This is a genomic window from Streptomyces sp. NBC_00988 (assembly GCF_045162645.1).
GTDB lineage: Bacteria > Actinomycetota > Actinomycetes > Streptomycetales > Streptomycetaceae > Streptomyces.
On record NZ_CP108730.1, the window covers coordinates 6,616,963 to 6,638,222 of the forward strand.

Consider the following 21,260-nt stretch of genomic DNA (forward strand, 5'->3'; position numbering starts at 1 on the left):
ACTTAATCGGTTCGACCGAGACTACCCCTATCTTGCGTCGCACTGTAGCCAGCCGTGCGGTGATGTGTGTCGCTGAGGGTTGCCTAAAAAGACCTGCTCCGGGCTTGTTCCCAAGCTTGTTACGGTCCGATCGTGTTATTCGTACTGAATTGGTACATTTGCGTCTAATTTGGATCCGTGCTCTACGGGATTCTCGCCGCCACGACCGCCCTGCTCCTCGCCGCCGTCCTCGCCGCACTGCTCCGGGTGCCCGCCCTCAAGGCCGGCCTCGTCGACCGGCGGCGCCGGACGCGACCGGTACCGCTGCTCGGGGGACTGGCCGTCGTGCTCGCCGTCGTATCGGTGACCTGGGCGTGCGACTGGACCGCCGTCGCCCCTCTCGGTGACGGGGTCGGTGGACTGCTCGGCGCCGGGTCCGCCGTGGCCGCGCTCGGGCTCGTCGCCGACGTGTGGCGGTTGAAGACGAGGTTCCTCGTCCTCGGTACGGCTGTCGCGGCGGTCTGTGTCGTGCCGTACGGCGAGATCGGGGTGCCCGGTGGGCTGCTGGCCGCGGTCTGGATCGTGTTCGTCGCCGGTGCCTTCAAGGGGCTCGATCACGCCGACGGGCTCGCCGGGACCGTGGGGGTGGTCACCGCCTTCGGGGTCGGGGCCTGTGCCGCGATGGAAGTGATGGACGGGCTCGCGGTGTTGCTGAGTGTGCTGGCCGCCGCGCTCACCGGGTTCCTGATGCACAACTGGCATCCCGCGCGGATCGCGCTCGGCGCGTGCGGGTCGTTGTTCACGGGGTTCGTGCTCGCCTCGGCCGCCGTGGTCACGCAGGCCGGGCGCGGGTTCGCGTCCAGTGCGGGGGTGCTGTTCGCGCTGACCGCGGTCGCCAGTGCCGATGCCGTACTCGTGTTGCTGTCGCGACGGCTGGCCGGGCGGGCGCTGTTGCGGGGCGGGCCCGATCATCTCGCCCATCGGCTGCGGCGGTTGGGGCTCACTCCGCAGGGGGCGGTGGTGGTCCTGGCCGTCGGGGGGTTCTGCGGGGTGCTCGTCGGGGTGCTCGTGCACAACGGGTGGGTGGGCGAATCCGCTGTCGTGTGGGTGGCGGGCGGGGCCCTGGTCGTCGTGTTCGGACTGCTTAAAGTCACTGTCTACGGGGCGCGACGTGCCGTGTCCACGCAGGTCAGGGCGCAGTTGCGTGTAAGGAACGGATAAGAGTTGAGCCTGGTCGACTCAGCTCTGTTGACCCAGCGGTGAGTCTCGTGCACACTTGAGTCCGTTCCACTCAAGTCATTGCTGGAGGAATCAACCATGGCACGTGCGGTCGGCATCGACCTGGGCACGACTAACTCCGTCGTCAGCGTTCTTGAAGGCGGCGAGCCCACCGTCATCACCAACGCAGAGGGCGCCAGGACCACGCCGTCCGTCGTCGCCTTCGCCAAGAACGGCGAGGTGCTCGTCGGAGAGGTGGCCAAGCGCCAGGCGGTCACGAACGTTGACCGGACCATCCGTTCCGTGAAGCGCCACATGGGCACGGACTGGAAGATCGAGCTGGACGGCAAGAGCTTCAACCCGCAGCAGATGAGCGCCTTCATCCTGCAGAAGCTGAAGCGCGACGCCGAGGCCTACCTGGGCGAGAAGGTGGCCGACGCGGTCATCACCGTCCCGGCGTACTTCAACGACTCCGAGCGCCAGGCGACGAAGGAGGCCGGCGAGATCGCGGGCCTGAACGTCCTGCGCATCGTGAACGAGCCGACCGCCGCGGCGCTGGCGTACGGCCTCGACAAGGACGACCAGACGATCCTCGTCTTCGACCTCGGTGGCGGCACCTTCGATGTGTCCCTCCTGGAGATCGGCGACGGCGTCGTCGAGGTGAAGGCCACGAACGGCGACAACCACCTCGGTGGCGACGACTGGGACCAGCGGGTCGTCGACTACCTGGTGAAGCAGTTCGCCAGCGGTCACGGCGTGGACCTGGGCAAGGACAAGATGGCCCTGCAGCGTCTGCGCGAGGCTGCCGAGAAGGCCAAGATCGAGCTGTCCAGCTCCACCGAGACCTCGATCAACCTGCCCTACATCACGGCGTCCGCCGAGGGCCCGCTGCACCTGGACGAGAAGCTCACCCGCGCCCAGTTCCAGCAGCTGACGGCCGACCTGCTGGAGCGCTGCAAGACGCCGTTCCACAACGTCATCAAGGACGCCGGCATCTCCATCAACGAGATCGACCACGTCGTCCTCGTCGGTGGCTCCACGCGTATGCCCGCCGTCGCCGAGATCGTCAAGGAGCTGACCGCCGGCCAGGACGCCAACAAGGGCGTCAACCCGGACGAGGTCGTCGCCATCGGCGCGTCCCTCCAGGCCGGTGTCCTCAAGGGTGAGGTCAAGGACGTCCTGCTCCTCGACGTCACCCCGCTGTCCCTCGGTATCGAGACCAAGGGAGGGATCATGACCAAGCTCATCGAGCGCAACACCACGATCCCGACCAAGCGGTCCGAGATCTTCACCACCGCCGAGGACAACCAGCCCTCCGTGCAGATCCAGGTCTACCAGGGCGAGCGCGAGATCGCGGCGTACAACAAGAAGCTCGGGATGTTCGAGCTGACCGGTCTGCCGCCGGCCCCGCGCGGTGTCCCGCAGATCGAGGTCTCCTTCGACATCGACGCCAACGGCATCATGCACGTCACGGCCAAGGACCTCGGCACCGGCAAGGAGCAGAAGATGACCGTCACCGGCGGCTCCTCGCTGCCGAAGGACGAGGTCGACCGCATGCGCCAGGAGGCCGAGCAGTACGCGGACGAGGACCACCGCCGCCGCGAGGCCGCCGAGTCCCGCAACCAGGGCGAGCAGCTCGTCTACCAGACGGAGAAGTTCCTCAAGGACAACGAGGACAAGGTCCCCGGCGAGGTCAAGACCGAGGTCGAGGCCGCCGTCGAGGAGCTGAAGGCCGCGCTGAAGGGCGAGGACACCGCCGAGATCCGTACCGCCACCGAGAAGGTCGCCGCGGTCTCGCAGAAGGTCGGCCAGGCCATGTACGCCGACGCCCAGGCGACGCAGGCCGCGGGCGGCGACGCCCCGGGTGCCGAGGCGCCCAAGGCGGACGACGACGTGGTGGACGCCGAGATCGTGGACGACGAGCGCAAGGACGGTGCCGCGTGACGGAGGAGACCCCGGGCTTCGACGAGAAGCCTGATGTCCCTTCCGGCGCCACCCCCGACGACGCCGAGCCGCAGGCCGCCTCCCCCTCCAGCAGTGGGGAGGGGGCGGCCCCGGCAGGGGACGCAAGTGCACAGATCGCCGGTCTGACGGCCCAGCTGGACCAGGTGCGCAAGGCGCTCGAAGAGCGCACCGCGGACCTCCAGCGGCTCCAGGCCGAGTTCCAGAACTACCGCCGCCGGGTCGAGCGGGACCGCATCGCGGTCAAGGAGATCGCCGTGGCGAACCTCCTGACCGAACTGATGCCCACGCTCGACGACATCGGCCGCGCGCGGGAACACGGTGAACTCGTCGGCGGTTTCAAGTCGGTGGCGGAGTCGTTGGAGACCGCCGCGGCGAAGATGGGACTGCAGCAGTTCGGCAAGGAGGGCGAGCCCTTCGACCCGACGATCCACGAGGCCCTGATGCACTCGTACGCGCCGGACGTCACGGAGACGACCTGCGTGGCGATCCTGCAGCCCGGGTATCGCATCGGCGAGCGCACCATCCGCCCCGCGCGGGTGGCGGTCGCGGAGCCGCAGCCCGGCGCCGCGCAGACCGGCAAGGCGGAGGACGAGTCCGAGGCCGCCGACGAGAAGGACAACGGCCCTGAAGAGGGCTGACGCACCGAGCGAAGAGAAGGAGGGACGTCGAGGATGAGCACCAAGGACTTCATCGAGAAGGACTACTACAAGGTCCTCGGCGTCCCCAAGGACGCCACCGAGGCCGAGATCAAGAAGGCGTACCGGAAGCTCGCCCGCGAGTTCCACCCGGACGCCAACAAGGGCAACGCCAAGGCCGAGGAGCGCTTCAAGGAGATCTCCGAGGCCCACGACATCCTCGGTGACCCCAAGAAGCGCAAGGAGTACGACGAGGCCCGCGCCCTGTTCGGCAACGGCGGCTTCCGCCCGGGGCCGGGCGGCGCGGGCGGCGGCAACTTCAACTTCGACCTGGGCGACCTCTTCGGAGGCGGCGCCCAGGGCGGTGGTGGCGCCGGGGGAGCCGGCGGCTTCGGCGGTGGGATCGGTGACGTCTTCGGGGGCCTGTTCAACCGCGGCGGCACGGGCACGACCCGTACGCAGCCCCGGCGCGGCCAGGACATCGAGTCCGAGGTCACGCTCAGCTTCACGGAGGCCATCGAAGGGGCCACGGTCCCGCTGCGGATGTCCTCGCAGCAGCCCTGCAAGGCCTGTTCGGGCACCGGCGACAAGAACGGCACACCGCGCGTGTGCCCGACCTGCGTCGGCACCGGCCAGGTCGCGCGCGGCTCCGGCGGCGGTTTCTCGCTCACGGACCCGTGCCCGGACTGCAAGGGCCGCGGCCTGATCGCCGAGCACCCGTGCATCGAGTGCAAGGGCAGCGGACGCGCCAAGTCCTCACGGACCATGCAGGTCCGGATCCCCGCGGGGGTCACGGACAGCCAGCGCATCCGGCTGCGCGGCAAGGGCGCACCGGGTGAACGGGGTGGTCCCGCAGGCGACTTGTACGTCATGGTGCACGTCGACGCGCACCCCGTGTTCGGCCGCAAGGAAGACAACCTCACGGTGACGGTCCCGGTGACGTTCGCCGAGGCGGCACTGGGCGGCGAGGTCAGGGTGCCCACCCTGGGCGGGCCCCCGGTGACGCTGAAGCTGCCCCCGGGCACGCCCAACGGCCGGACGATGCGCGCCCGCGGCAAGGGCGCGGTCCGCAAGGACGGCACCCGGGGTGACCTCCTTGTGACCGTAGAGGTGAGTGTCCCGAAGGACGTCACGGGGAATGCTCGTGACGCACTGGAGGCGTATCGAGAGGCGACCGCGGGCGAGGACCCGCGGGCGGAGCTGTTCCAGGCCGCGAAGGGAGCATGAGAGTGATGGACGGCCGTCGACGCAACCCGTACGAGCTGACCGAGGAGACCCCGGTCTACGTCATCTCGGTGGCGGCCCAGCTCTCCGGCCTGCACCCGCAGACGCTGCGCCAGTACGACCGCCTCGGCCTGGTCTCCCCGGACCGCACGGCCGGGCGCGGTCGCCGTTACTCGGCCCGCGACATCGAACTGCTGCGCACCGTCCAGCAGTTGTCGCAGACCGAGGGCATCAACCTGGCCGGCATCAAGCGCATCATCGAGCTGGAGAACCAGGTCGTCGCGCTCCAGCAGCGCGTCGCCGAGCTCCAGTCGGCGGTCGAGGGCGCGGCGGCGACGATGCAGCAGCGCGAGGCCGCGGTGCACGCGTCGTACCGGCGCGACCTGGTGCCGTACCAGGAGGTCCAGCAGACCAGCGCGCTGGTGGTGTGGCGGCCGAAGCGGCAGTCCTCGGACTGACGTCCACTCACTCACGGAAGGGGCCCGGAGGTTCGACCTCCGGGCCCCTTCCGCGTGCTCAGCGCGTCAGGGCCGGCCGTCGTGTGTCTGGCTGGGTTCATTCGGTCCTCTGCCGGATCGACGCGGCAGGGGGTGGCCGCTGATGATCACGACTCGTGGGGAAAGGAGTTGGTTGTGCTGATCTTTGCCTTCTCATGAACTCCCGTTGAGTGGAGGGTCCGTAAAGAGCGTTTGGATGGGGTTCCGCAGCGTCTCCACATACCAAACGGAACGTGGCGTTGCCATCTCGTTAAGTAGTTCCGCTTGACGCCGGTGGTCGTGGCCGCGTTGGCTTTTCAGTCACCTGGGTTGCAATGCTGCACCCACGTCCGCACGGCACCAGAAGTGAGCTCCCAATGCGTCGTATCGCCATATCCGTGGCCGCGTCCTCGCTGGCCCTCCCCCTGGCCGCCTGTGGCGTGCTCAACTCGTCGGGGAGCAGCACGGACGCGACTCCGGCGAAGGGCAACGACATCACGGTGGGTGTGCTCATGCCGGAGAAGACGAACACGCGGTACGCGGAGTTCGACTACCCGATCATGAAGGCGAAGATCCAGGAACTCACCTCGAACAAGGGCAAGGCCGAGTACGAGAACGCCGGTGGCGTCGCGGCCACGCAGGACAAGCAGATGCAGAAGATGATCGACGAGAAGGTCGACATCATCGTGCTCGACGCCGTCGACTCGCACGCCATCCGGACCATGGTGACGAAGGCCAAGACCGCCGGCATCCCGGTCATCGCCTACGACCGGCTGGCCGAGGGGCCGATCGACGCGTACGTCTCCTTCGACGGCGAACTGGTCGGCGAGGTGCAGGGCCGCTCCCTGGTCGAGGCGCTGGGCAGCAACGTGGACACCTCCGACAAGATCGTCATGATCAACGGCTCGCCGACCGACCCCAACGCCGCGGTGTTCAAGGGCGGGGCGCTGTCCGAGCTGCAGGGCAAGGTGACGATCGCCGAGAGCTACAACACCAAGGCCTGGGACCCGGTCGTCGCCCAGCAGGAGATGACCGAGGCGATCGGCAAGCTCGGCAAGAACAACATCGCCGCGGTGTACTCCGCCAACGACGCGATGGCCGGCGGCATCATCAAGGCCCTGAAGAACGCGGGCCTGACGAAGATCCCGCCCGTCACCGGCCAGGACGCCGAACTCACCGCCGTGCAGCGGATCGTCACCGGCGAGCAGTACATGAGCGTCTACAAGCCGTACCCCGACCTCGCCGAGGCCGCCGCGAAGATCGCGGTCGCCAAGGTGCAGGGCAGGGACATCGAGTTCGACGCCCTGACCCGTGACACGGTCGACAGCCCCACGAACAAGAAGATCCCCTCGCAGCTGGTGTCCGTGGTCGCGCTGACGCAGGACAACATCAAGACGACGGTGGTCGCGGACGGGATCTACAAGATCTCCGACATCTGCACGGCCGACTACAAGTCCGCGTGCTCGTCCATCGGACTGAAGTAACCCGCCCGCCCCGTACGGGAGTTCACACCACCCGGGAGTTCACGCCACCCGCGTGAACTCCACCGTCACCTCCGGCGGTCCGCCCGCCACCCCCCGGTAGATCCCCTTGTGCGGGGTCACGTCGTCGTAGTCCCGCCCGCGCCCCACCACCACATGGGACTCGTCGGGCCGGGTCCGGTTGGTGGGGTCGTAGCCGCACCAGTCGCCCGCCCAGTACTCGATCCAGGCGTGGCTCTGGCCGGCCACCGGGCGGTGCAGCTCCGCCTCCCGCTCGGGGTGGAGATAGCCCGAGACGTAGCGCGTGGGCAGGCCCAGGCCCCGCAGCAGGGCGATGGTCACGTGGGCGATGTCCTGGCAGACGCCGGCGCCCTGTTCCCAGGCCTCGGCCGCGGAGGTGTTCACGCCGGTGACGCCGGGGAGGTAGGCCACCCGGTCGGCGACCAGCGCGGAGACAGCGATCGCCGTCCCGTGCGGATCGAGCCCTACGGCCGCCTTGCGCGCCTTCTTCAGCAGCTTCGGCGGGACCGTCGTACGGACCGTGGGGCCGATGAACTCCAACAGGCGTGAGTTCGTGGTCCGTTCGGTCACCTCCTGCCAGGTGGGGGAGGGGCCGAGCAGCTCCGGCGGGGACGTCTCGACCAGGCTCGACGCGGTGATCGTGAGGTCCGCGTGCGGGTCCATCAGGTCGAAGCCGGTGACCTGGGTGCCCCAGTAGTCCCAGTACGACCAGGTGGGGGTCGTGGGGTTCACGGTCACCCGCGCGTCCAGCGTCGTCTGGCCGGGGAGTGTCAGCGGGGTCATCCGCACCTCGTTGTGGGAGGAGACGGCCGCCTGGGCGTACGACACGCGGGTGGTGTGGCGGATGCGAAGCCTACGGGTCATCTCAGGCTCCTTCCTGGGCCCACTCGACGGGCCCCTGGTACGGGAAGAACAACTCCGCGACCGCCTCCGCCGAGTCCATGCAGGCGTGCTGCAAGTCCTTGAGGAGGGCGGGCAGTTGCTCTTCCAAGGCGTGCGAGTCCAGGTATTCGAGACGGGTGCGCAGCCGGCCGATGGGACGGCGCGCCGGGTCCTGCCGCTGCCGGCCGAGCGCGGTCAGGCACTCCTCGGCCGTCGTCAGCGCGTGCAGCGCCGAACGCGGGAAGTCCCGGTCCAGCAGCAGGAATTCGGCCACGCGTGGGGTGTCCCCGAAACCGCCGTACACGCGCGCGTACGCCTCGTCGGCGCCTGAGGCGCTCAGCAGCGTCGGCCAGTCGGGCGCGTGCGCCGCGTCCAACACCCTTACCGACAGCAGCCGTACGGTCATGTCCACCCGTTCGAGGCTGCGGCCGAGGACGACGAAACGCCAGCTGTCGTCGCGGCTCATCGTGGAGTCGGCGAGGCCGAAGAACAACGCGGCGCGTCTGCGCACGAGTTCGAGATAGGCGTAGGGGCCCGTACGGCGGGCCGCGAGGCGTTGGTCGGCCAGGGCGTGCCAGGTGGAGTTGAGGCACTCCCACATCTCCGAGGAGACGGCTTCCCGGGCGCTGCGGGCGTTGAGGCGGGCGGCGCCGAGCGCGCCCTCGATGGAACAGGTGGACCGGGCGTCGAAGGCGAGCTGGTCCAACACCTGCTGCATGTCGACGCGTTCGCCGCCCGCGTCGACCCCGAGGATCGCGTACAGCGACCGGCAGGCCACGTCCTCGTCGCGCCAGGGGTCCTCCAGCAGGCGGTGCAGATAGGCGTCGAGGATGCGCCCGGTGGTGTCGGCGCGCTCGACATAACGGCCCGTCCACGTCAGGGCCTCGGCTATCCGGGAGAGGATCACGTCGTTCACTGCTGCGCCCCTTCCTGTACGACCGTGGGGTTGCCGTCGGGGCCGAGCTGGCGGGGTGCCACCTCGGGCAGTCCGCCCTCCGGGAAGAGCGACGCGGGCTGTTCGGCGGGTCCCTCCGCGAGCACCCAGGTGTCCTTGGAGCCGCCGCCCTGGCTGGAGTTGACGATCAGGTTGCCCTCCTGGAGGGCGACGCGGGTGAGGCCGCCGGGCAGCACCCAGACGTCGGTGCCGTCGTTCACGGCGAACGGGCGCAGGTCGATGTGGCGCGGTGCCATGCGTTCACCCGCGAGGGTGGGGGAGGTGGACAGCGCCACCGGGCGCTGGGCGATCCAGCCGCGCGGGTCGGCGGCCACTGCTTTGCGAGTGCGTTCGAGCGTCTTCGCGTCCGCCTTGGGGCCGATGACGATGCCCATGCCGCCCGCGCCGTCGACGGGCTTCACGACGAGTTGGTCGATCTGGTCGAGGACCGCCTCCAACTGCCCTGGCTCGTCGGGCCGGTAGGACTCCACGTTGGGGAGAATCGGTTCCTCGGAGAGGTAGTAGCGGATGAGGTCGGGGACGTAGGTGTAGAGGAGCTTGTCGTCCGCGATGCCGTTGCCGACCGCGTTCGCGAGTGTGACGTTCCCGGCCTGGGCGGCGTTCATGATGCCCGGGCAGCCGATCACCGAGTCGGGGCGGAAGTGCAGCGGGTCGAGGAAGTCGTCGTCGAGCCGCCGGTATACGACATGGACGGGCACCTCGCCGCGCGTGGTGCGCATCCACACCCGGTTGTTGCGGCAGACGAGGTCGTGCCCCACCACCAGCTGCACGCCCATCAGCCGCGCGAGCAGGGCGTGTTCGAAGTAGGCGGCGTTCCCCGGTCCCGGGGTGAGGACCACGACCCGGGGGTCCTGGGTCCCGGCGGGCGCGGCGGCGCGCAGGGCGGCCAGCAACCGCCCCGCGTACCCGTCGACGGGGACCACGTGCTGCTCGGCGAAGAGCGAGGGGAAGATCCGCGTCATGGCTCTGCGGTTCTCGATGACGTACGAAACCCCGCTGGGGACCCGCACGTTGTCCTCCAGGACCCGGAAGTCCCCGGCCTCGTCCCGTACGAGGTCGATGCCGGCGACGTGGATGCGGACCCCGCCCGGTGGCTCGACGCCCTGCGCGGCCCGATGGAAATGGGCCGAGTTGAGGAGCAGCCGCCAGGGCACCACGCCGTCCTCGAAGGCACGGCAGTGCGCGTACGCGTCGGAGAGGTAGGCCTCCAGGGCCCGCACCCGCTGCGCCACCCCGCGCTGGATGAGATCCCACTCCAGCGCGTCGATGATCCGGGGCACCAGGTCCAGGGGCCAGGGCCGTTCCTCGCCCGCGAAGGCGTAGGTCACGCCGCGGTCGGTGAACGCGCGGGCCATCTGGTCCGCGCGGAAGCGCAGTTCACTCGGCTCGATGGGCTGGAGTGCCGCCAGTACCGGCTCGTAGGCGGTTCTGACCTCACCCGGCCGCACAAACATCTCGTCCCACGCATCGGCCAATGCGTATGCGTCAAATATGTCCGCCATGAGGGGACGTTAAGTGCGATACGTAACACCGTGATCTCTGAGTGATTTCCGGCAGCTCACGCGGAAAGTGATACGGCGAGGGACTCGGAGCTACCGGCCGGACACCCCCCCCAGCTTGTTGCAAGGTGAGGCGCGGAGGCCGGGAGATAGGGGTTGATATCGGCGGTTTTCGGGGGCTGTTCGAGGGGGAGCCGTGTTGCGGAGCAGGACCGGTCCGCGCATAGTTGCGCTGCAAAGAGCCGGGAACCGGGGGTGGGATGGGCGATGGCCGGGCACGGGACGGACGAGCATCCACACGGTGCTGACCGACTCTGCGACGCCGGGGACCGTGTGTACTCCCGGGCCGTACGGCGGGGCCGCGTACCGCGCACGGACGCCGAACCGGTGCCGTGCCTGCTGGAGCTGGCCCTCCTCCACCCGGACCCCGACGACATGGACTGGCTGGTCCCGACCGCCCCGCAGGAGGTCATGACCCGGCTGCTGCGCGGGGTCTACGACGAGGTCAGCGAGAGCCACCGGCGGGTGGGTTCGGCGGTCGCCGCCTTCGAGTGGTACGCCGGTCTCGGCCGCCGTATCCAGGCGTCCGCGATGGCGTCGGCGTCGCTGGAGGGCGGTGCCGCGATCCGCGTCCTGGACGGGCTCTCCCGGATCCAGGCGGCGATGGACGACGCGACGGAGGCCTGCACCGGCGAGGTCCTCACCGTCCAGCCCGGCGGCATCCGCCGCGAGCCGGAACTCACGGAGGGCCTGCACCGGGCGCTCGCCCTGCGCGCACGCGGGGTACGGATGCGCGACCTGTACACCCACGTGGCCCGGCACGGCCAAGGCCTGCTGAACTACCTGGAGTTGATGGGCGACGCGGTGGAGGCGAGGACGCTCGACGAGGTCGTCGACCGCCTGATCCTCTTCGACCGCAAGGTCGCCTTCATCCCCGCCAACGCCGACCACACGATGGCCCTGGAGCTGCGCCACCCGGCGCTGATCGACTACTTCGTCACGGTCTTCGACCGCCTGTGGCGCCTGGCGATCCCGGTCGCCGCCGCCCTGCCGGACACCGGCATCGAGGGCATCTCCCACCGCGAACAGTCCATCGCCGCCCTGCTCGCGGACGGCCACCAGGACGCGGTGATCGCGGAACGGCTCGGCATAAGCGTGCGGACGTGCCGCGCCCACATCGCCCGCCTGTCGGAGACCCTGGGCGCGGCGAGCCGTACCCAACTGGGCGTACGCATAGCCCAGGTGGGCCTGGACGGCGCCCCGTCCCGCCTGCCGGACGTCCCCGTCCAGCTCACCCCGGCGGATCGAGAATCCCCGACCGCCCGATGAGATAGCCGAGTTGGGCCCGGCTCTCGCTGCCGAGGGTGGCGGCGAGTTTGGCTATGTGGACGCGGGCGGTGCGGATGTTCATGCCCAGGCGGTCCGCGATGACCGCGTCGGTGTGGCCTTCGACGAGGAGGCCGGCTATGGCGCGCTGGCGCTGGCTGATGCCGTTGGGGGAGAGGCGTCGGACCGCTGTGGGGTGCATCGGGGTGGCGAGGTGCCAGAGGCGGTCGAAGACGTTGACGAAGTAGTCGATCAGCGCGGGGTGGCGGACTTCCAGGGCGAGGCTGCGGTCCCTGCTGGCGGGGACGAAGGCGACCGCGCGGTCGACGACGATGAGACGGTCGGTCACCTCGTCCAGGGTGCGGGCCTCCGCGTCGCCCCGTAGCTGCTCGTAGCGGGACAGGACGAGCGGCCGGTGGCGCTGGGTGTGCTGGTAGAGGGCGCGGATGCGGCCGCCGCGGTCCAGGAGGGCCTGGTCGCGGACGAGTGCGACGGCCTGGGCTTCCTGACTGCGGGGGGTGATGTTGGGCTGGATGGTGAGGAGCTCGCCCGTGGCGTCCGCCATGGCCTCGGTGATGGCCTGGTTGATGCGTTCCTTGTCACCGAGGAGCGCGAGCGTCGGGGTCTCCACGTCCGCCGTACGGGAGCCGTCGAGCCGTAGCAGTGGCGCGAAGGCGGTCTCCAGGCGCTCTTCGAGGCGCCGCTCGTCCGCGACGCGCTCGGCCGACCGCCGCAGCAGTCGGTGGAGCACGGAGGCGGGGGCGACGGGCCGTAGCCAGCCGGGGTCGTCCCCGAGGTCGGGCTGCAGCAGGCCGAGACCCGCCAGACACGGTGCCTCGTCGGTGTCGTCGACACGCACCCGCCCGGCGCGCAGCGCGCGGGCGTACAGGCTCAGGCCTGCCCCACAGAGGTCGTCGGCTCCGTGCGTGTGCGCCTCGGTCACAGTGGGCTGTCTCCTCCCGCCGGGTGGTCTTGGTTCAGGATCCCCGACTGGGCTATGAGAAAGCCGAGCTGGGCGCGGCTGCCGCTGCCCAGGGCCGTGGCGAGCTTGGCGATGTGGGCCCGGCACGTCCGCACGTTCATGCCGAGGCGGCGCGCGATGGCCTCGTCGACGTGGCCCTCGATGAGGAGCTTGGCGATGGAGTGCTGGATGTCGGTGATGCCGTCGGGAGCGGTTTCGTAGGGGGCGCCGGCGCTCAGCGGGACCGCGCGGCTCCACATGAACTCGAAGACCTTGATCAGGTAGCTCACGAGACCGGGGTGACGCAGTTCCAGGGCGACCTGGCGGTCGTCCCGGATGGGGATGAAGGCGACCGTCTCGTCGCAGATGATGAGGCGCTCGACCAGTTCGTCGATGGTGCGGTACTCCACCTTGCCGTCGGTGAAGTTGTCCACCCACGCGAGCCGCTCGGGGCTGTATCTGGCCGTGTGCTGGTAGAGGGTCCGGATGCGCACCCCTCGCTCGATCAGCGGCCTGTCGCGCTCCAGCGCCTCGACGAGCCGGCGTTCCGGGTGGCGGTGGCTCGGCTGCACCGCGAGCACCTCGTTCTGGCACTGCGCCGTAGCGAGGTCGAGCGCCGCGTTGATGCGGTCGAGTCCCTCCAGTACGGAGATCGAGTGAGTGGACTCCGTCACCTGGGCGCTCAGCGCCATAAACGGCTCGAAGACGTCGGCCATCTCGATGGACAGCCGTCGGCGGTCCGTTATCTCGCGTTCGATCGGATTGAGCCGCTGAGCCAGGGCGACCGCCGGGGGAACCGGGCACAGCCAGTTCGCGTCGTCGGGATCCGGGTGGAGCAGGGCGAACTCCATCAAACACGGGGCAGGCTCCACGTCTGCGCGTGCGATACGTCCCGTGCGGAGTGCGTTCGCGTAAAGACGACCTCCTTCCTCACACAACTCCGTCACAGCGTGGGGATGTGTCGCTTTGGTCCGGTTCATTGTCAAATCTCCACCCCCCAGGGTCCTGAACATGCAGGAACATGATGCACCGATCGTGTGGCCATGACGTGCCCGAATGAGCCATCGTCTTACTCGACGGGGGAAGAGGGGACCTTCAAGTGAGGACGAAGCCGACTATGCGTAAGAGAATGCTTCGCTCGGTGCTTGTCGCCGCCTTCTCCGCCGTTGTGGCCTTCGGAACGCTGAGTGGCCTCTCTGGTGCGAAGAGCGAGGTGCGACAGGACACCGCTTGGTCACTCGCGGCCGACACCGCGACCGTGGCTGCCGGCGACACTTCTGTAACCGCAGATGACACTGCGTGGAGTTGACGTGACCACCCCACCCGACGACCGCTCGTTCCGCCGAGAAATGGCCACGGCCTACCGCTCCGGCTGGCACTTCATCGACCTGGCCACCGCCATCCCCCACAGCGGTGACTCGCTCATGGTGACCGTGTTCGGCGAGCCGGTCGTCGTGACGCGGGACGAGGACGAGGACGTACGGGCGTACCGGTGTCTGCGGCGGCCCCGGGGGGCGCCGCAGCCAGTGCGATGTGCCATCCGGTACGGAATGATCTTTGTGAATCTTGACCAGCGAGACCACCGGCTGGTGGAAACGGATGCCCCCGACATCCAGACCATCTCAGCCACCCCCCGCAGTGCCTGACGCGATTCCCCCGTCGTAACAAGATCGCTCAGGTGCTTCCCCCCGCAGCGGCGTCACCGTGACCTGAACACGGTGACGCCGCTGCAGTTTGTGCGGAATCTCCGGGTATCGGCCGATCCCGGGTGGCTGAAAATCGTCGCTTCAGCTGCTCCCGGCCGCCTTGCCCGCCACCTTCCCCACGGCCTTCCCCATCGCCCGCGTCAGCTCGATCTCGATCACCACCCGGGACGGGTTCGGCGACGGCGTCCGCTCGTAACGCTCCGCGTACCGGCGCTCCGCCTCGGCGACCCGGTCGCGTTCGACGCGTACGACCGCCCGGCCCTCCAGCGTCGCCCAGCGCCGCCCGTCCACCTGGCACACGGCGACCCGTGCGCCCTGGGGGCCGGCGGCCAGGACGTTCACCACCTTCGTGCTCGACTTGTTCGCGATGACCCGAGCAAGCCGTGCCTCCGGGTCGTATGTCACTCCGACAGGGACGACGTGCGGGCTGCCGTCGGGGCGGAGGGTGGTGAGGGTGCACAGGTGCCGTTCCCGCCAGAAGCTGAGATACGACGCGTCGGGATCGCCCGGGTCGACCGGGTAGGTGGCCATGGTCCGGAACTTAGTCCCCCGAAGGCCCCCTCCACTGCCTTGAGTGGAATAGACTCAACTTTGTGTACGTTGGGTGAGTCAGCCCGTGGGCGGGGGTCGTGCGCGACGCCCGCAAGGGCCCGTACGTGAAGGTCGTAGAAGCAGAAGGTCGTAGGAGGAGGAGCCTCGAACGTGGACGCCGAGCTGACCAACAGGAGCCGGGACGCGATCAACGCGGCCAGCAACCGTGCCGTGACCGGGGGGCACGCGGATCTGACCCCGGCGCATCTGCTGCTCTCGCTGCTGGAGGGGCAGGACAACGAGAACATCACCGACCTGCTGGCGGCCGTCGACGCGGATCAGGCCGCCGTACGGTCCGGGGCCGAGCGGGTGCTCGGCTCGCTGCCCAGCGTGACCGGGTCCACGGTCGCGCCGCCGCAGCCCAGCCGCGAGCTGCTCGCGGTGATCGCGGACGCGGGTGAGCGCGCGAAGGAGCTCGGCGACGACTACCTCTCGACCGAGCACCTGCTGATCGGGATCGCCGCGAAGGGCGGCGCGGCCGGGGACGTACTCTCCCAGCAGGGGGCCGGCGCGAAGAAGCTGCTGGACGCGTTCCAGAAGAGCAGGGGAGGGCGCCGGGTGACCACACCCGACCCCGAGGGGCAGTACAAGGCGCTGGAGAAGTTCGGTACGGACTTCACGGCCGCCGCGCGCGAGGGCAAGCTCGATCCCGTCATCGGGCGGGACCAGGAGATCCGGCGGGTCGTCCAGGTGCTGTCCCGCCGCACGAAGAACAACCCCGTGCTGATCGGCGAGCCCGGTGTCGGCAAGACCGCCGTCGTCGAGGGGCTGGCCCAGCGGATCATCAAGGGGGACGTGCCGGAGTCCCTGAAGAACAAGCGGCTGGTCGCGCTGGACCTGGGTGCGATGGTCGCGGGGGCGAAGTACCGGGGCGAGTTCGAGGAGCGGCTGAAGACCGTCCTCGCCGAGATCAAGGACTCCGACGGCCAGATCATCACCTTCATCGACGAGCTGCACACCGTCGTGGGCGCGGGCGCCGGGGGCGACTCCGCGATGGACGCCGGCAACATGCTGAAGCCGATGCTGGCCCGCGGCGAACTGCGCATGGTCGGCGCGACGACCCTCGACGAGTACCGCGAACGCATCGAGAAGGACCCGGCGTTGGAGCGCCGCTTCCAGCAGGTACTGGTCGCGGAGCCGAGCGTCGAGGACACGATCGCGATTCTGCGCGGCCTGAAGGGACGCTACGAAGCGCACCACAAGGTCGTCATCGCGGACAGCGCGCTGGTCGCCGCCGCCACCCTCTCCGACCGCTACATCACCTCCCGCTTCCTCCCCGACAAGGCGATCGACCTCGTCGACGAGGCGGCGTCGCGCCTCCGCATGGAGATCGACTCCTCCCCCGTCGAGATCGACGAACTCCAGCGCTCCGTCGACCGGTTGAAGATGGAGGAGCTGGCGCTCGACAAGGAGACGGACGCGGCGTCGATCGAGCGGCTGGAGAAGCTGCGCCGCGACCTCGCCGACCGCGAGGAGGAGCTGCGCGGCCTCAACGCCCGCTGGGAGAAGGAGAAGCAGTCCCTCAACCGGGTCGGCGAGCTGAAGGAGAAGCTCGACGAACTGCGCGGCCAGGCCGAACGCGCCCAGCGCGACGGCGACTTCGACACCGCCTCCAAGCTGCTCTACGGCGAGATCCCCTCCCTGGAACGGGACTTGGAGGAAGCCTCCGAGGCTGAGGAGGAGGCCTCCAAGGACACGATGGTGAAGGAGGAGGTCGGCCCGGACGACATCGCGGACGTCGTCGGCTCCTGGACCGGCATCCCCGCGGGCCGCCTGCTGGAGGGTGAGACGCAGAAACTCCTGCGCATGGAGGAGGAGTTGGGCCGCCGCCTCATCGGCCAGGGAGAGGCCGTACAGGCGGTCTCCGACGCCGTACGACGCACCCGCGCGGGTATCGCGGACCCGGACCGCCCCACCGGCTCGTTCCTCTTCCTGGGCCCGACGGGCGTAGGGAAGACCGAACTGGCCAAGGCGCTCGCGGACTTCCTCTTCGACGACGAGCGGGCCATGGTCCGCATCGACATGTCGGAGTACGGCGAGAAGCACAGCGTGGCCCGGCTGGTCGGCGCCCCGCCCGGATACGTCGGCTACGAGGAGGGCGGCCAGCTCACGGAGGCGGTGCGCAGGCGCCCGTACTCGGTGATCCTCCTCGACGAGGTCGAGAAGGCGCACCCCGAGGTCTTCGACGTCCTGCTCCAGGTGCTGGACGACGGCCGGTTGACGGACGGTCAGGGCCGCACGGTCGACTTCCGCAACACGATCCTGATCCTCACCTCCAACCTGGGCAGCAACTTCCTGATCGACCAGACCACGGGCGAGGACGAGAAGAAGGAGCAGGTCCTTCAGGTGGTCCGGGCGTCCTTCAAGCCGGAGTTCCTGAACCGGCTGGACGACCTGGTCGTCTTCTCCGCCCTGAACCGGGAGGAGCTCGGCCGCATCGCCGCCCTCCAGATCGGCCGCCTGGCCAAGCGCCTCGCGGAACGCCGCCTCACCCTGGAGATCAGCGACGAGGCCCTGACCTGGCTCGCGGACAACGGCAACGACCCGGCGTACGGGGCGCGCCCGCTCCGCCGCCTCGTCCAGACCGCGATCGGCGACCGGCTCGCCAAGGAGATCCTCGCGGGCGAGGTCAAGGACGGGGACACGGTGCGGGTGGACGCGTTCGGTGAGGGGCTCATCGTGGGGCCGGCGACCGGGAAGACGCTGTGACGCCCTGCGCTCAGGTCGTGACGTCAGGCGCTCAGTAGGTACTCGCGTCGAAGGTGACGAGGGCGGTGTCCCCGGCGGACCCGCCCTCGTGGCGCACGCTCACTGTCACGTCGTAGGTGCCGGCCGTGTGCGGGTCGTGGACGACGCGGACGCACAGGTCGTTCGTCCCGGGTGTCCTCCACACCACGAGGACCAGGCAGATCGACCACAACCCCCGCAGCCGCCGCCGCATCCCCCTCCGCATGTGCATGACCGTATCCGGTCAGCCCGTGGCGGACAGGTCCGTCAGGGGTTGCCACGCCCCTCCCCGGATGGGGGAGGATGGCGGAATCCGTACGAAGGGAAATACACGGTGAGCATCGACCCGTCCTCGATTCCGAACTTCGGGGGCCAGCCCGAGCCGAACCCCCAAGGACCGGCGGGCCCCGTCGTCCCGGATCAGGACCTCGTGAAGCAGCTCCTCGACCAGATGGAGCTGAAGTATGTCGTCGACGACGAGGGTGACCTCGCGGCGCCGTGGGAGCAGTTCCGTACGTACTTCATGTTCCGCGGTGAGGACGACCAGCTGGTCTTCTCGGTGCGGACGTTCTACGACCGTCCGCACGACATCGACGTCAAGCCGCAGCTGCTGGAGTCGATCGACGACTGGAACCGCCGCACCCTGTGGCCCAAGGTCTACACGCACACCCATGACGACGGCACCGTCCGTCTCATCGGTGAGGCACAGATGCTGATCGGCACCGGCGTCGACCTGAACCACTTCGTGTCCTCGACGGTCAGCTGGGTGCGCGCGGCGATCGAGTTCGACCGCTGGCTCGTCGAGCAGCTCGGCCTCACCGAGGAAGTCGACGAGGCCGTCGAGAAGCCTGAGGACGACGAGGAGTAGTCCTCGTCAGTACCGCTACCGCTCAGCCCCGCATGACTCGCGTGAATGTACCGGCGCCCGCCCACAGCCTGTGGACGGGCGCCGGTCGTCATGCCCCGCAGTCTCAGCCCGCCAGCTTCTTCAGCCGGTCCACCGCATCCTCCAGCACACCCACCCGCTTGCAGAACGCGAACCGCACGAAGGGCGCGCCCTCCTCCCGGTGGTCGTAGAAGACCGCGTTCGGGATGGCCACGACCCCGGCGAGTTCCGGCAGCGCGCGGCAGAAGGCGAAGCCGTCACCGTTTTTGGAGAGCTCAGGGCCGAGGGGGCGGATGTCGGTCGTGATGAAGTACGTGCCCGCCGGGCGGAAGACCTCGAAGCCCGCCTCCGCCAGGCCCGTCGCCAGGACGTCCCGCTTGGCCAGCATGTCCGCGCGGAAGGCGTCGAAGTACGAGTCCGGGAGCGCCAGCGCCTCCGCCACCGCGTACTGGAACGGGCCCGACGCCACGTAGGTCAGGAACTGCTTCGCCGACCGTACGGCGGTGACCAGCGGAGCCGTGGCGGTGACCCAGCCGACCTTCCACCCCGTGAACGAGAACGTCTTGCCCGCCGAACCGATCGACACCGTCCGCTCCCGCATCCCCGGGAACGTCACCAGCGGAAGGTGCTCGGCCCCGTCGAACACCAGGTGCTCGTACACCTCGTCCGTGATCACCAACAGATCGCGTTCTACGGCGAGTTCGGCGATGGCGGCGAGTTCCTCGCGGGTGAGGACGGTGCCGGTCGGGTTGTGCGGGGTGTTGATCAGGAGGAGGCGGGTGCGGTCGGTGACGGCGGCGTGCAGCTCGTCCAGGTCGAGGCGGAACGCCCCCTCGTGCGGGCGCAGGGTGACCGGTACGCGGGTGCCGCCCGCCATCGCGATGCAGGCCGCGTAGGAGTCGTAGTACGGCTCGAAGGCGATGACCTCGTCGCCCGGTTCCACCAGGGCCAGGAGCGCCGCGGCGATCGCCTCCGTCGCGCCCGCCGTGACCAGGACCTCGGCGTCGGGGTCGTAGGAGAGGCCGTAGCGGCGCTGCTGGTGGGCGGCGATCGCGGTGCGGAGTTCGGGGACGCCGGGGCCCGGCGGGTACTGGTTGCCGCGTCCGTCGCGCAGGGCGCGGACCGCCGCCTCGCGGATCTCCTCGGGGCCGTCCGTGTCGGGGAAACCCTGGCCGAGGTTGATCGAACCGGTCTTCAGGGCCAGGGCGGACATCTCGGCGAAGATCGTCGTCCCGAACTCGGCGAGCCGGCGGTTGAGGAGGGGGCGTGCGGTGGAGGTCATGCCCGTCATCCTGCGCCCAAGCTCTGGAGTTCCTCAACTCTGCTTTGGCAGGTGAGACGGCCGGGCATCCCTGCTTCACGCACCAACCGGGGCGCCCACGGGGGGCCGCTTCGGGGGAATCGGAAGGAGGGTGACGCCATGGTCTTCGGCATCATCCTGGCGGTCATCGCAGTGGCTTTCGTAGGAGCGGTCGTCCGCGCGGGGCGCAGGGACAAGCTCAGCAAGGGATCGGGGCGTCGGTCCGGGCTCTCCGGGGGCGCGGCCGGTTCGAGCAGCTGGTGGGCCGGGGACGGGGGTTCGTCGTCCTCGGGCGGCGGCCACTCCGGCGGTCACCACGGGGGCCACCACTCCTGCGGCGGCGGGCACTCGTCCTGCGGGGGCGGCTCGTCGTGCGGCGGGGGCTCGTCCTGCGGGGGTGGGGGCGGCTGCGGCGGGGGCAGCTGAGCCGGACGCGGTGACCGGACGGGCCGGACGCGGTGACAGCTGACACGGGGCAGCCGAGCGCCGCGAAGGAACCGAAGGGGCACCGCGAAAGGGGTCGAAAGGTATCGAAAAGTATCGGACGGGGGGTCGTGGCGCCCGTCGGGAGACCGCTCCCGGCGGGCGCTCCGGCGCGCGCCTGACACGCCTGGGCGTACGCCTTGGTTGAACAGTTGAGCTGTGCAGCCCCCTGAGGGATGGAAACCCCACGAAGTTGGGTAAAAACGCTGTGGTGGCGCCACCGCTCATGATTCCCTCTAAATCACCAACGCAGCCCCAACGCAACCCCTCGGGCGCCTGCAGACACCTTCTCCTCACTGGGCTGACCGGGCCGATGTCCCGGTGTCGGCCGGGGTGTGCCGGACCCCCACACCTCCCCTTACCTCCCCTTTCTTTGCGTGCTAGCGGAGCCGATCCATGCTCACGACCCTGAAGACCTCCTACACCGATACGCGCGCGGCCGACCTCGCCTGGACCCTGGGGCGCGAGCCGCTTCCCGCCCTGGCCACGCTCGATCTCGAACTGGCCGGTGCGAAGCTCCAGTTGAGACTGCTCGGCGCGTCCCACCAGGTACTCCTGGACGAGGAGCGGGGCAGCTGTTCGGAGACGGTCGCGTGCATCCCGGGTTCCAGCACACCGCTGCCGCTCGGGGTGGCCAAGCGGGTCGGCGACTGGGAGTACGAGTTCGCGGCCCGGGTCGAGGTGCTGTCCCCGGGGCAGTTCGCGGGCCGCGCCCAGGAACTGCTGGCCCTGGTCGCCGACCATCCCAACGGCCTGGCCGGGGTCTTCCCCGGCAGCCCGCACGCCTTCACGGCGATGCTCGCCCAGCGGCACGAGGGCCAGGTGCTCTGGCGCACCTGGCACGCGTATCCGCAGGACGGGCAGCTGGTGGCGACCCGGACGCGGGTGGGGGTGCGGGTGCCGGTGGGGCACGCGATGCCGTCGCCGGTGTGAACGTGGACGGGC

20 protein-coding genes are annotated in these 21,260 nt (G+C 69.5%); 12 read left to right on the forward strand and 8 right to left on the reverse strand.

Features of this window, described 5'->3' with window-relative positions:
• Positions 1-177: 177 nt before the first annotated feature.
• The 6 genes from OG496_RS30385 to OG496_RS30410 all read left to right on the forward strand — a co-directional run bounded on the left by OG496_RS30385 (position 178) and on the right by OG496_RS30410 (position 6,981).
• Positions 178-1,200 carry an MraY family glycosyltransferase gene (locus OG496_RS30385; RefSeq protein ID WP_405973167.1) on the forward strand — a complete coding sequence of 341 codons (1,023 nt, stop codon included), beginning with the start codon at positions 178-180 and terminating at the stop codon, positions 1,198-1,200.
• A gap of 96 nt (positions 1,201-1,296) precedes the next feature.
• Complete coding sequence (gene dnaK, locus OG496_RS30390) at positions 1,297-3,141, forward strand: molecular chaperone DnaK (protein ID WP_328680990.1); 1,845 nt, start codon at positions 1,297-1,299, stop codon at positions 3,139-3,141.
• The gene (gene grpE, locus OG496_RS30395; protein WP_366494536.1) at positions 3,138-3,800 is read left to right on the forward strand and encodes a nucleotide exchange factor GrpE; all 663 of its coding nucleotides are present in this window, start codon (positions 3,138-3,140) and stop codon (positions 3,798-3,800) included. The genes dnaK and grpE overlap by 4 nt, the downstream gene beginning before the upstream one ends.
• Before the next feature lie 33 nt (positions 3,801-3,833).
• Positions 3,834-5,024, forward strand: a complete 1,191-nt coding sequence (gene dnaJ, locus OG496_RS30400; protein ID WP_366494535.1) for a molecular chaperone DnaJ — start codon at positions 3,834-3,836, stop codon at positions 5,022-5,024.
• A gap of 5 nt (positions 5,025-5,029) precedes the next feature.
• The gene (locus OG496_RS30405) at positions 5,030-5,479 is read left to right on the forward strand and encodes a heat shock protein transcriptional repressor HspR (RefSeq protein ID WP_329254535.1); all 450 of its coding nucleotides are present in this window, start codon (positions 5,030-5,032) and stop codon (positions 5,477-5,479) included.
• A gap of 395 nt (positions 5,480-5,874) precedes the next feature.
• Positions 5,875-6,981 carry a sugar ABC transporter substrate-binding protein gene (locus tag OG496_RS30410; protein ID WP_405973168.1) on the forward strand — a complete coding sequence of 369 codons (1,107 nt, stop codon included), beginning with the start codon at positions 5,875-5,877 and terminating at the stop codon, positions 6,979-6,981.
• A 39-nt stretch (positions 6,982-7,020) separates the two neighbouring features.
• Here OG496_RS30410 and OG496_RS30415 read toward each other — a convergent pair whose 3' ends face one another.
• The 3 genes from OG496_RS30415 to OG496_RS30425 are packed head-to-tail and all read right to left on the reverse strand — an operon-like array spanning position 7,021 to position 10,338.
• Positions 7,021-7,863 carry a transglutaminase family protein gene (locus OG496_RS30415; RefSeq protein WP_366494533.1) on the reverse strand — a complete coding sequence of 281 codons (843 nt, stop codon included), beginning with the start codon at positions 7,861-7,863 and terminating at the stop codon, positions 7,021-7,023.
• Position 7,864: 1 nt separating this feature from the next.
• The gene (locus OG496_RS30420; RefSeq protein WP_366494532.1) at positions 7,865-8,797 is read right to left on the reverse strand and encodes an alpha-E domain-containing protein; all 933 of its coding nucleotides are present in this window, start codon (positions 8,795-8,797) and stop codon (positions 7,865-7,867) included.
• Positions 8,794-10,338 (reverse strand): circularly permuted type 2 ATP-grasp protein, encoded by a 1,545-nt coding sequence (locus OG496_RS30425; RefSeq protein ID WP_405973169.1) that lies wholly within the window; start codon positions 10,336-10,338, stop codon positions 8,794-8,796. The genes OG496_RS30420 and OG496_RS30425 overlap by 4 nt, the downstream gene beginning before the upstream one ends.
• Before the next feature lie 264 nt (positions 10,339-10,602).
• Between OG496_RS30425 and OG496_RS30430 the strand changes: the two genes are divergently transcribed.
• Positions 10,603-11,664 carry a helix-turn-helix transcriptional regulator gene (locus OG496_RS30430; RefSeq protein WP_366494530.1) on the forward strand — a complete coding sequence of 354 codons (1,062 nt, stop codon included), beginning with the start codon at positions 10,603-10,605 and terminating at the stop codon, positions 11,662-11,664.
• Here the strand turns inward: OG496_RS30430 and OG496_RS30435 are convergent.
• Together OG496_RS30435 and OG496_RS30440 are read right to left on the reverse strand one after the other, a co-directional pair.
• Entirely contained in the window at positions 11,627-12,604 is a 978-nt protein-coding gene (locus tag OG496_RS30435; RefSeq protein ID WP_399394085.1) for a LuxR C-terminal-related transcriptional regulator, read from the reverse strand. The genes OG496_RS30430 and OG496_RS30435 overlap by 38 nt on opposite strands.
• On the reverse strand, positions 12,601-13,602 hold the full coding sequence (locus OG496_RS30440; RefSeq protein WP_366494527.1) for a helix-turn-helix transcriptional regulator: 1,002 nt from the start codon (positions 13,600-13,602) through the stop codon (positions 12,601-12,603). Before OG496_RS30440 ends, OG496_RS30435 begins: the two co-directional genes overlap by 4 nt.
• Positions 13,603-13,971: 369 nt before the next feature.
• Between OG496_RS30440 and OG496_RS30445 the strand changes: the two genes are divergently transcribed.
• Complete coding sequence (locus OG496_RS30445) at positions 13,972-14,268, forward strand: (2Fe-2S)-binding protein (protein ID WP_052347132.1); 297 nt, start codon at positions 13,972-13,974, stop codon at positions 14,266-14,268.
• A gap of 141 nt (positions 14,269-14,409) precedes the next feature.
• Here OG496_RS30445 and OG496_RS30450 read toward each other — a convergent pair whose 3' ends face one another.
• A complete protein-coding gene (locus tag OG496_RS30450) occupies positions 14,410-14,859 on the reverse strand; it encodes a pyridoxamine 5'-phosphate oxidase family protein (protein WP_405973170.1) in 450 nt (149 codons plus the stop codon).
• Between the two features lie 171 nt (positions 14,860-15,030).
• Here OG496_RS30450 and clpB point away from each other — a divergent pair, with 171 nt between their 5' ends.
• Positions 15,031-17,628, forward strand: a complete 2,598-nt coding sequence (gene clpB, locus OG496_RS30455) for an ATP-dependent chaperone ClpB (RefSeq protein WP_399394081.1) — start codon at positions 15,031-15,033, stop codon at positions 17,626-17,628.
• A gap of 31 nt (positions 17,629-17,659) precedes the next feature.
• On the opposite strand, the gene OG496_RS30460 is transcribed toward clpB, so the two are convergent.
• Positions 17,660-17,872, reverse strand: coding sequence for a hypothetical protein (locus OG496_RS30460; RefSeq protein ID WP_405973171.1), 213 nt, complete (start codon positions 17,870-17,872; stop codon positions 17,660-17,662).
• A gap of 108 nt (positions 17,873-17,980) precedes the next feature.
• Between OG496_RS30460 and OG496_RS30465 the strand changes: the two genes are divergently transcribed.
• On the forward strand, positions 17,981-18,514 hold the full coding sequence (locus OG496_RS30465) for a YbjN domain-containing protein (RefSeq protein ID WP_033284794.1): 534 nt from the start codon (positions 17,981-17,983) through the stop codon (positions 18,512-18,514).
• Between the two features lie 103 nt (positions 18,515-18,617).
• On the opposite strand, the gene OG496_RS30470 is transcribed toward OG496_RS30465, so the two are convergent.
• Positions 18,618-19,823, reverse strand: coding sequence for a pyridoxal phosphate-dependent aminotransferase (locus OG496_RS30470; RefSeq protein ID WP_405973172.1), 1,206 nt, complete (start codon positions 19,821-19,823; stop codon positions 18,618-18,620).
• Positions 19,824-19,952: 129 nt separating this feature from the next.
• On the opposite strand from OG496_RS30470, the gene OG496_RS30475 reads away from it, so the two are divergent.
• Both OG496_RS30475 and OG496_RS30480 read left to right on the forward strand, forming a co-directional pair.
• On the forward strand, positions 19,953-20,258 hold the full coding sequence (locus tag OG496_RS30475; protein WP_405973173.1) for a hypothetical protein: 306 nt from the start codon (positions 19,953-19,955) through the stop codon (positions 20,256-20,258).
• 453 nt (positions 20,259-20,711) lie between these two features.
• Positions 20,712-21,248: a DUF2617 family protein gene (locus tag OG496_RS30480; RefSeq protein WP_405973174.1), complete on the forward strand. Its 537-nt coding sequence runs from the start codon at positions 20,712-20,714 to the stop codon at positions 21,246-21,248.
• Positions 21,249-21,260 lie beyond the last annotated feature (12 nt).

Coding starts and splice junctions, on each gene's coding strand:
- dnaK (WP_328680990.1), top strand. CDS start 1,297: ATGGCACGTGCGGTCGGCATCGACCTGGGCACGACTAACTCCGTCGTC.
- dnaJ (WP_366494535.1), top strand. CDS start 3,834: ATGAGCACCAAGGACTTCATCGAGAAGGACTACTACAAGGTCCTCGGC.
- OG496_RS30405 (WP_329254535.1), top strand. CDS start 5,030: ATGGACGGCCGTCGACGCAACCCGTACGAGCTGACCGAGGAGACCCCG.
- OG496_RS30410 (WP_405973168.1), top strand. CDS start 5,875: ATGCGTCGTATCGCCATATCCGTGGCCGCGTCCTCGCTGGCCCTCCCC.
- OG496_RS30415 (WP_366494533.1), bottom strand. CDS start 7,863: ATGACCCGTAGGCTTCGCATCCGCCACACCACCCGCGTGTCGTACGCC.
- OG496_RS30425 (WP_405973169.1), bottom strand. CDS start 10,338: ATGGCGGACATATTTGACGCATACGCATTGGCCGATGCGTGGGACGAG.
- OG496_RS30430 (WP_366494530.1), top strand. CDS start 10,603: ATGGCCGGGCACGGGACGGACGAGCATCCACACGGTGCTGACCGACTC.
- OG496_RS30440 (WP_366494527.1), bottom strand. CDS start 13,602: ATGAACCGGACCAAAGCGACACATCCCCACGCTGTGACGGAGTTGTGT.
- OG496_RS30445 (WP_052347132.1), top strand. CDS start 13,972: ATGGCCACGGCCTACCGCTCCGGCTGGCACTTCATCGACCTGGCCACC.
- OG496_RS30450 (WP_405973170.1), bottom strand. CDS start 14,859: ATGGCCACCTACCCGGTCGACCCGGGCGATCCCGACGCGTCGTATCTC.
- OG496_RS30460 (WP_405973171.1), bottom strand. CDS start 17,872: ATGCGGAGGGGGATGCGGCGGCGGCTGCGGGGGTTGTGGTCGATCTGC.
- OG496_RS30470 (WP_405973172.1), bottom strand. CDS start 19,823: ATGACGGGCATGACCTCCACCGCACGCCCCCTCCTCAACCGCCGGCTC.
- OG496_RS30475 (WP_405973173.1), top strand. CDS start 19,953: ATGGTCTTCGGCATCATCCTGGCGGTCATCGCAGTGGCTTTCGTAGGA.
- OG496_RS30480 (WP_405973174.1), top strand. CDS start 20,712: ATGCTCACGACCCTGAAGACCTCCTACACCGATACGCGCGCGGCCGAC.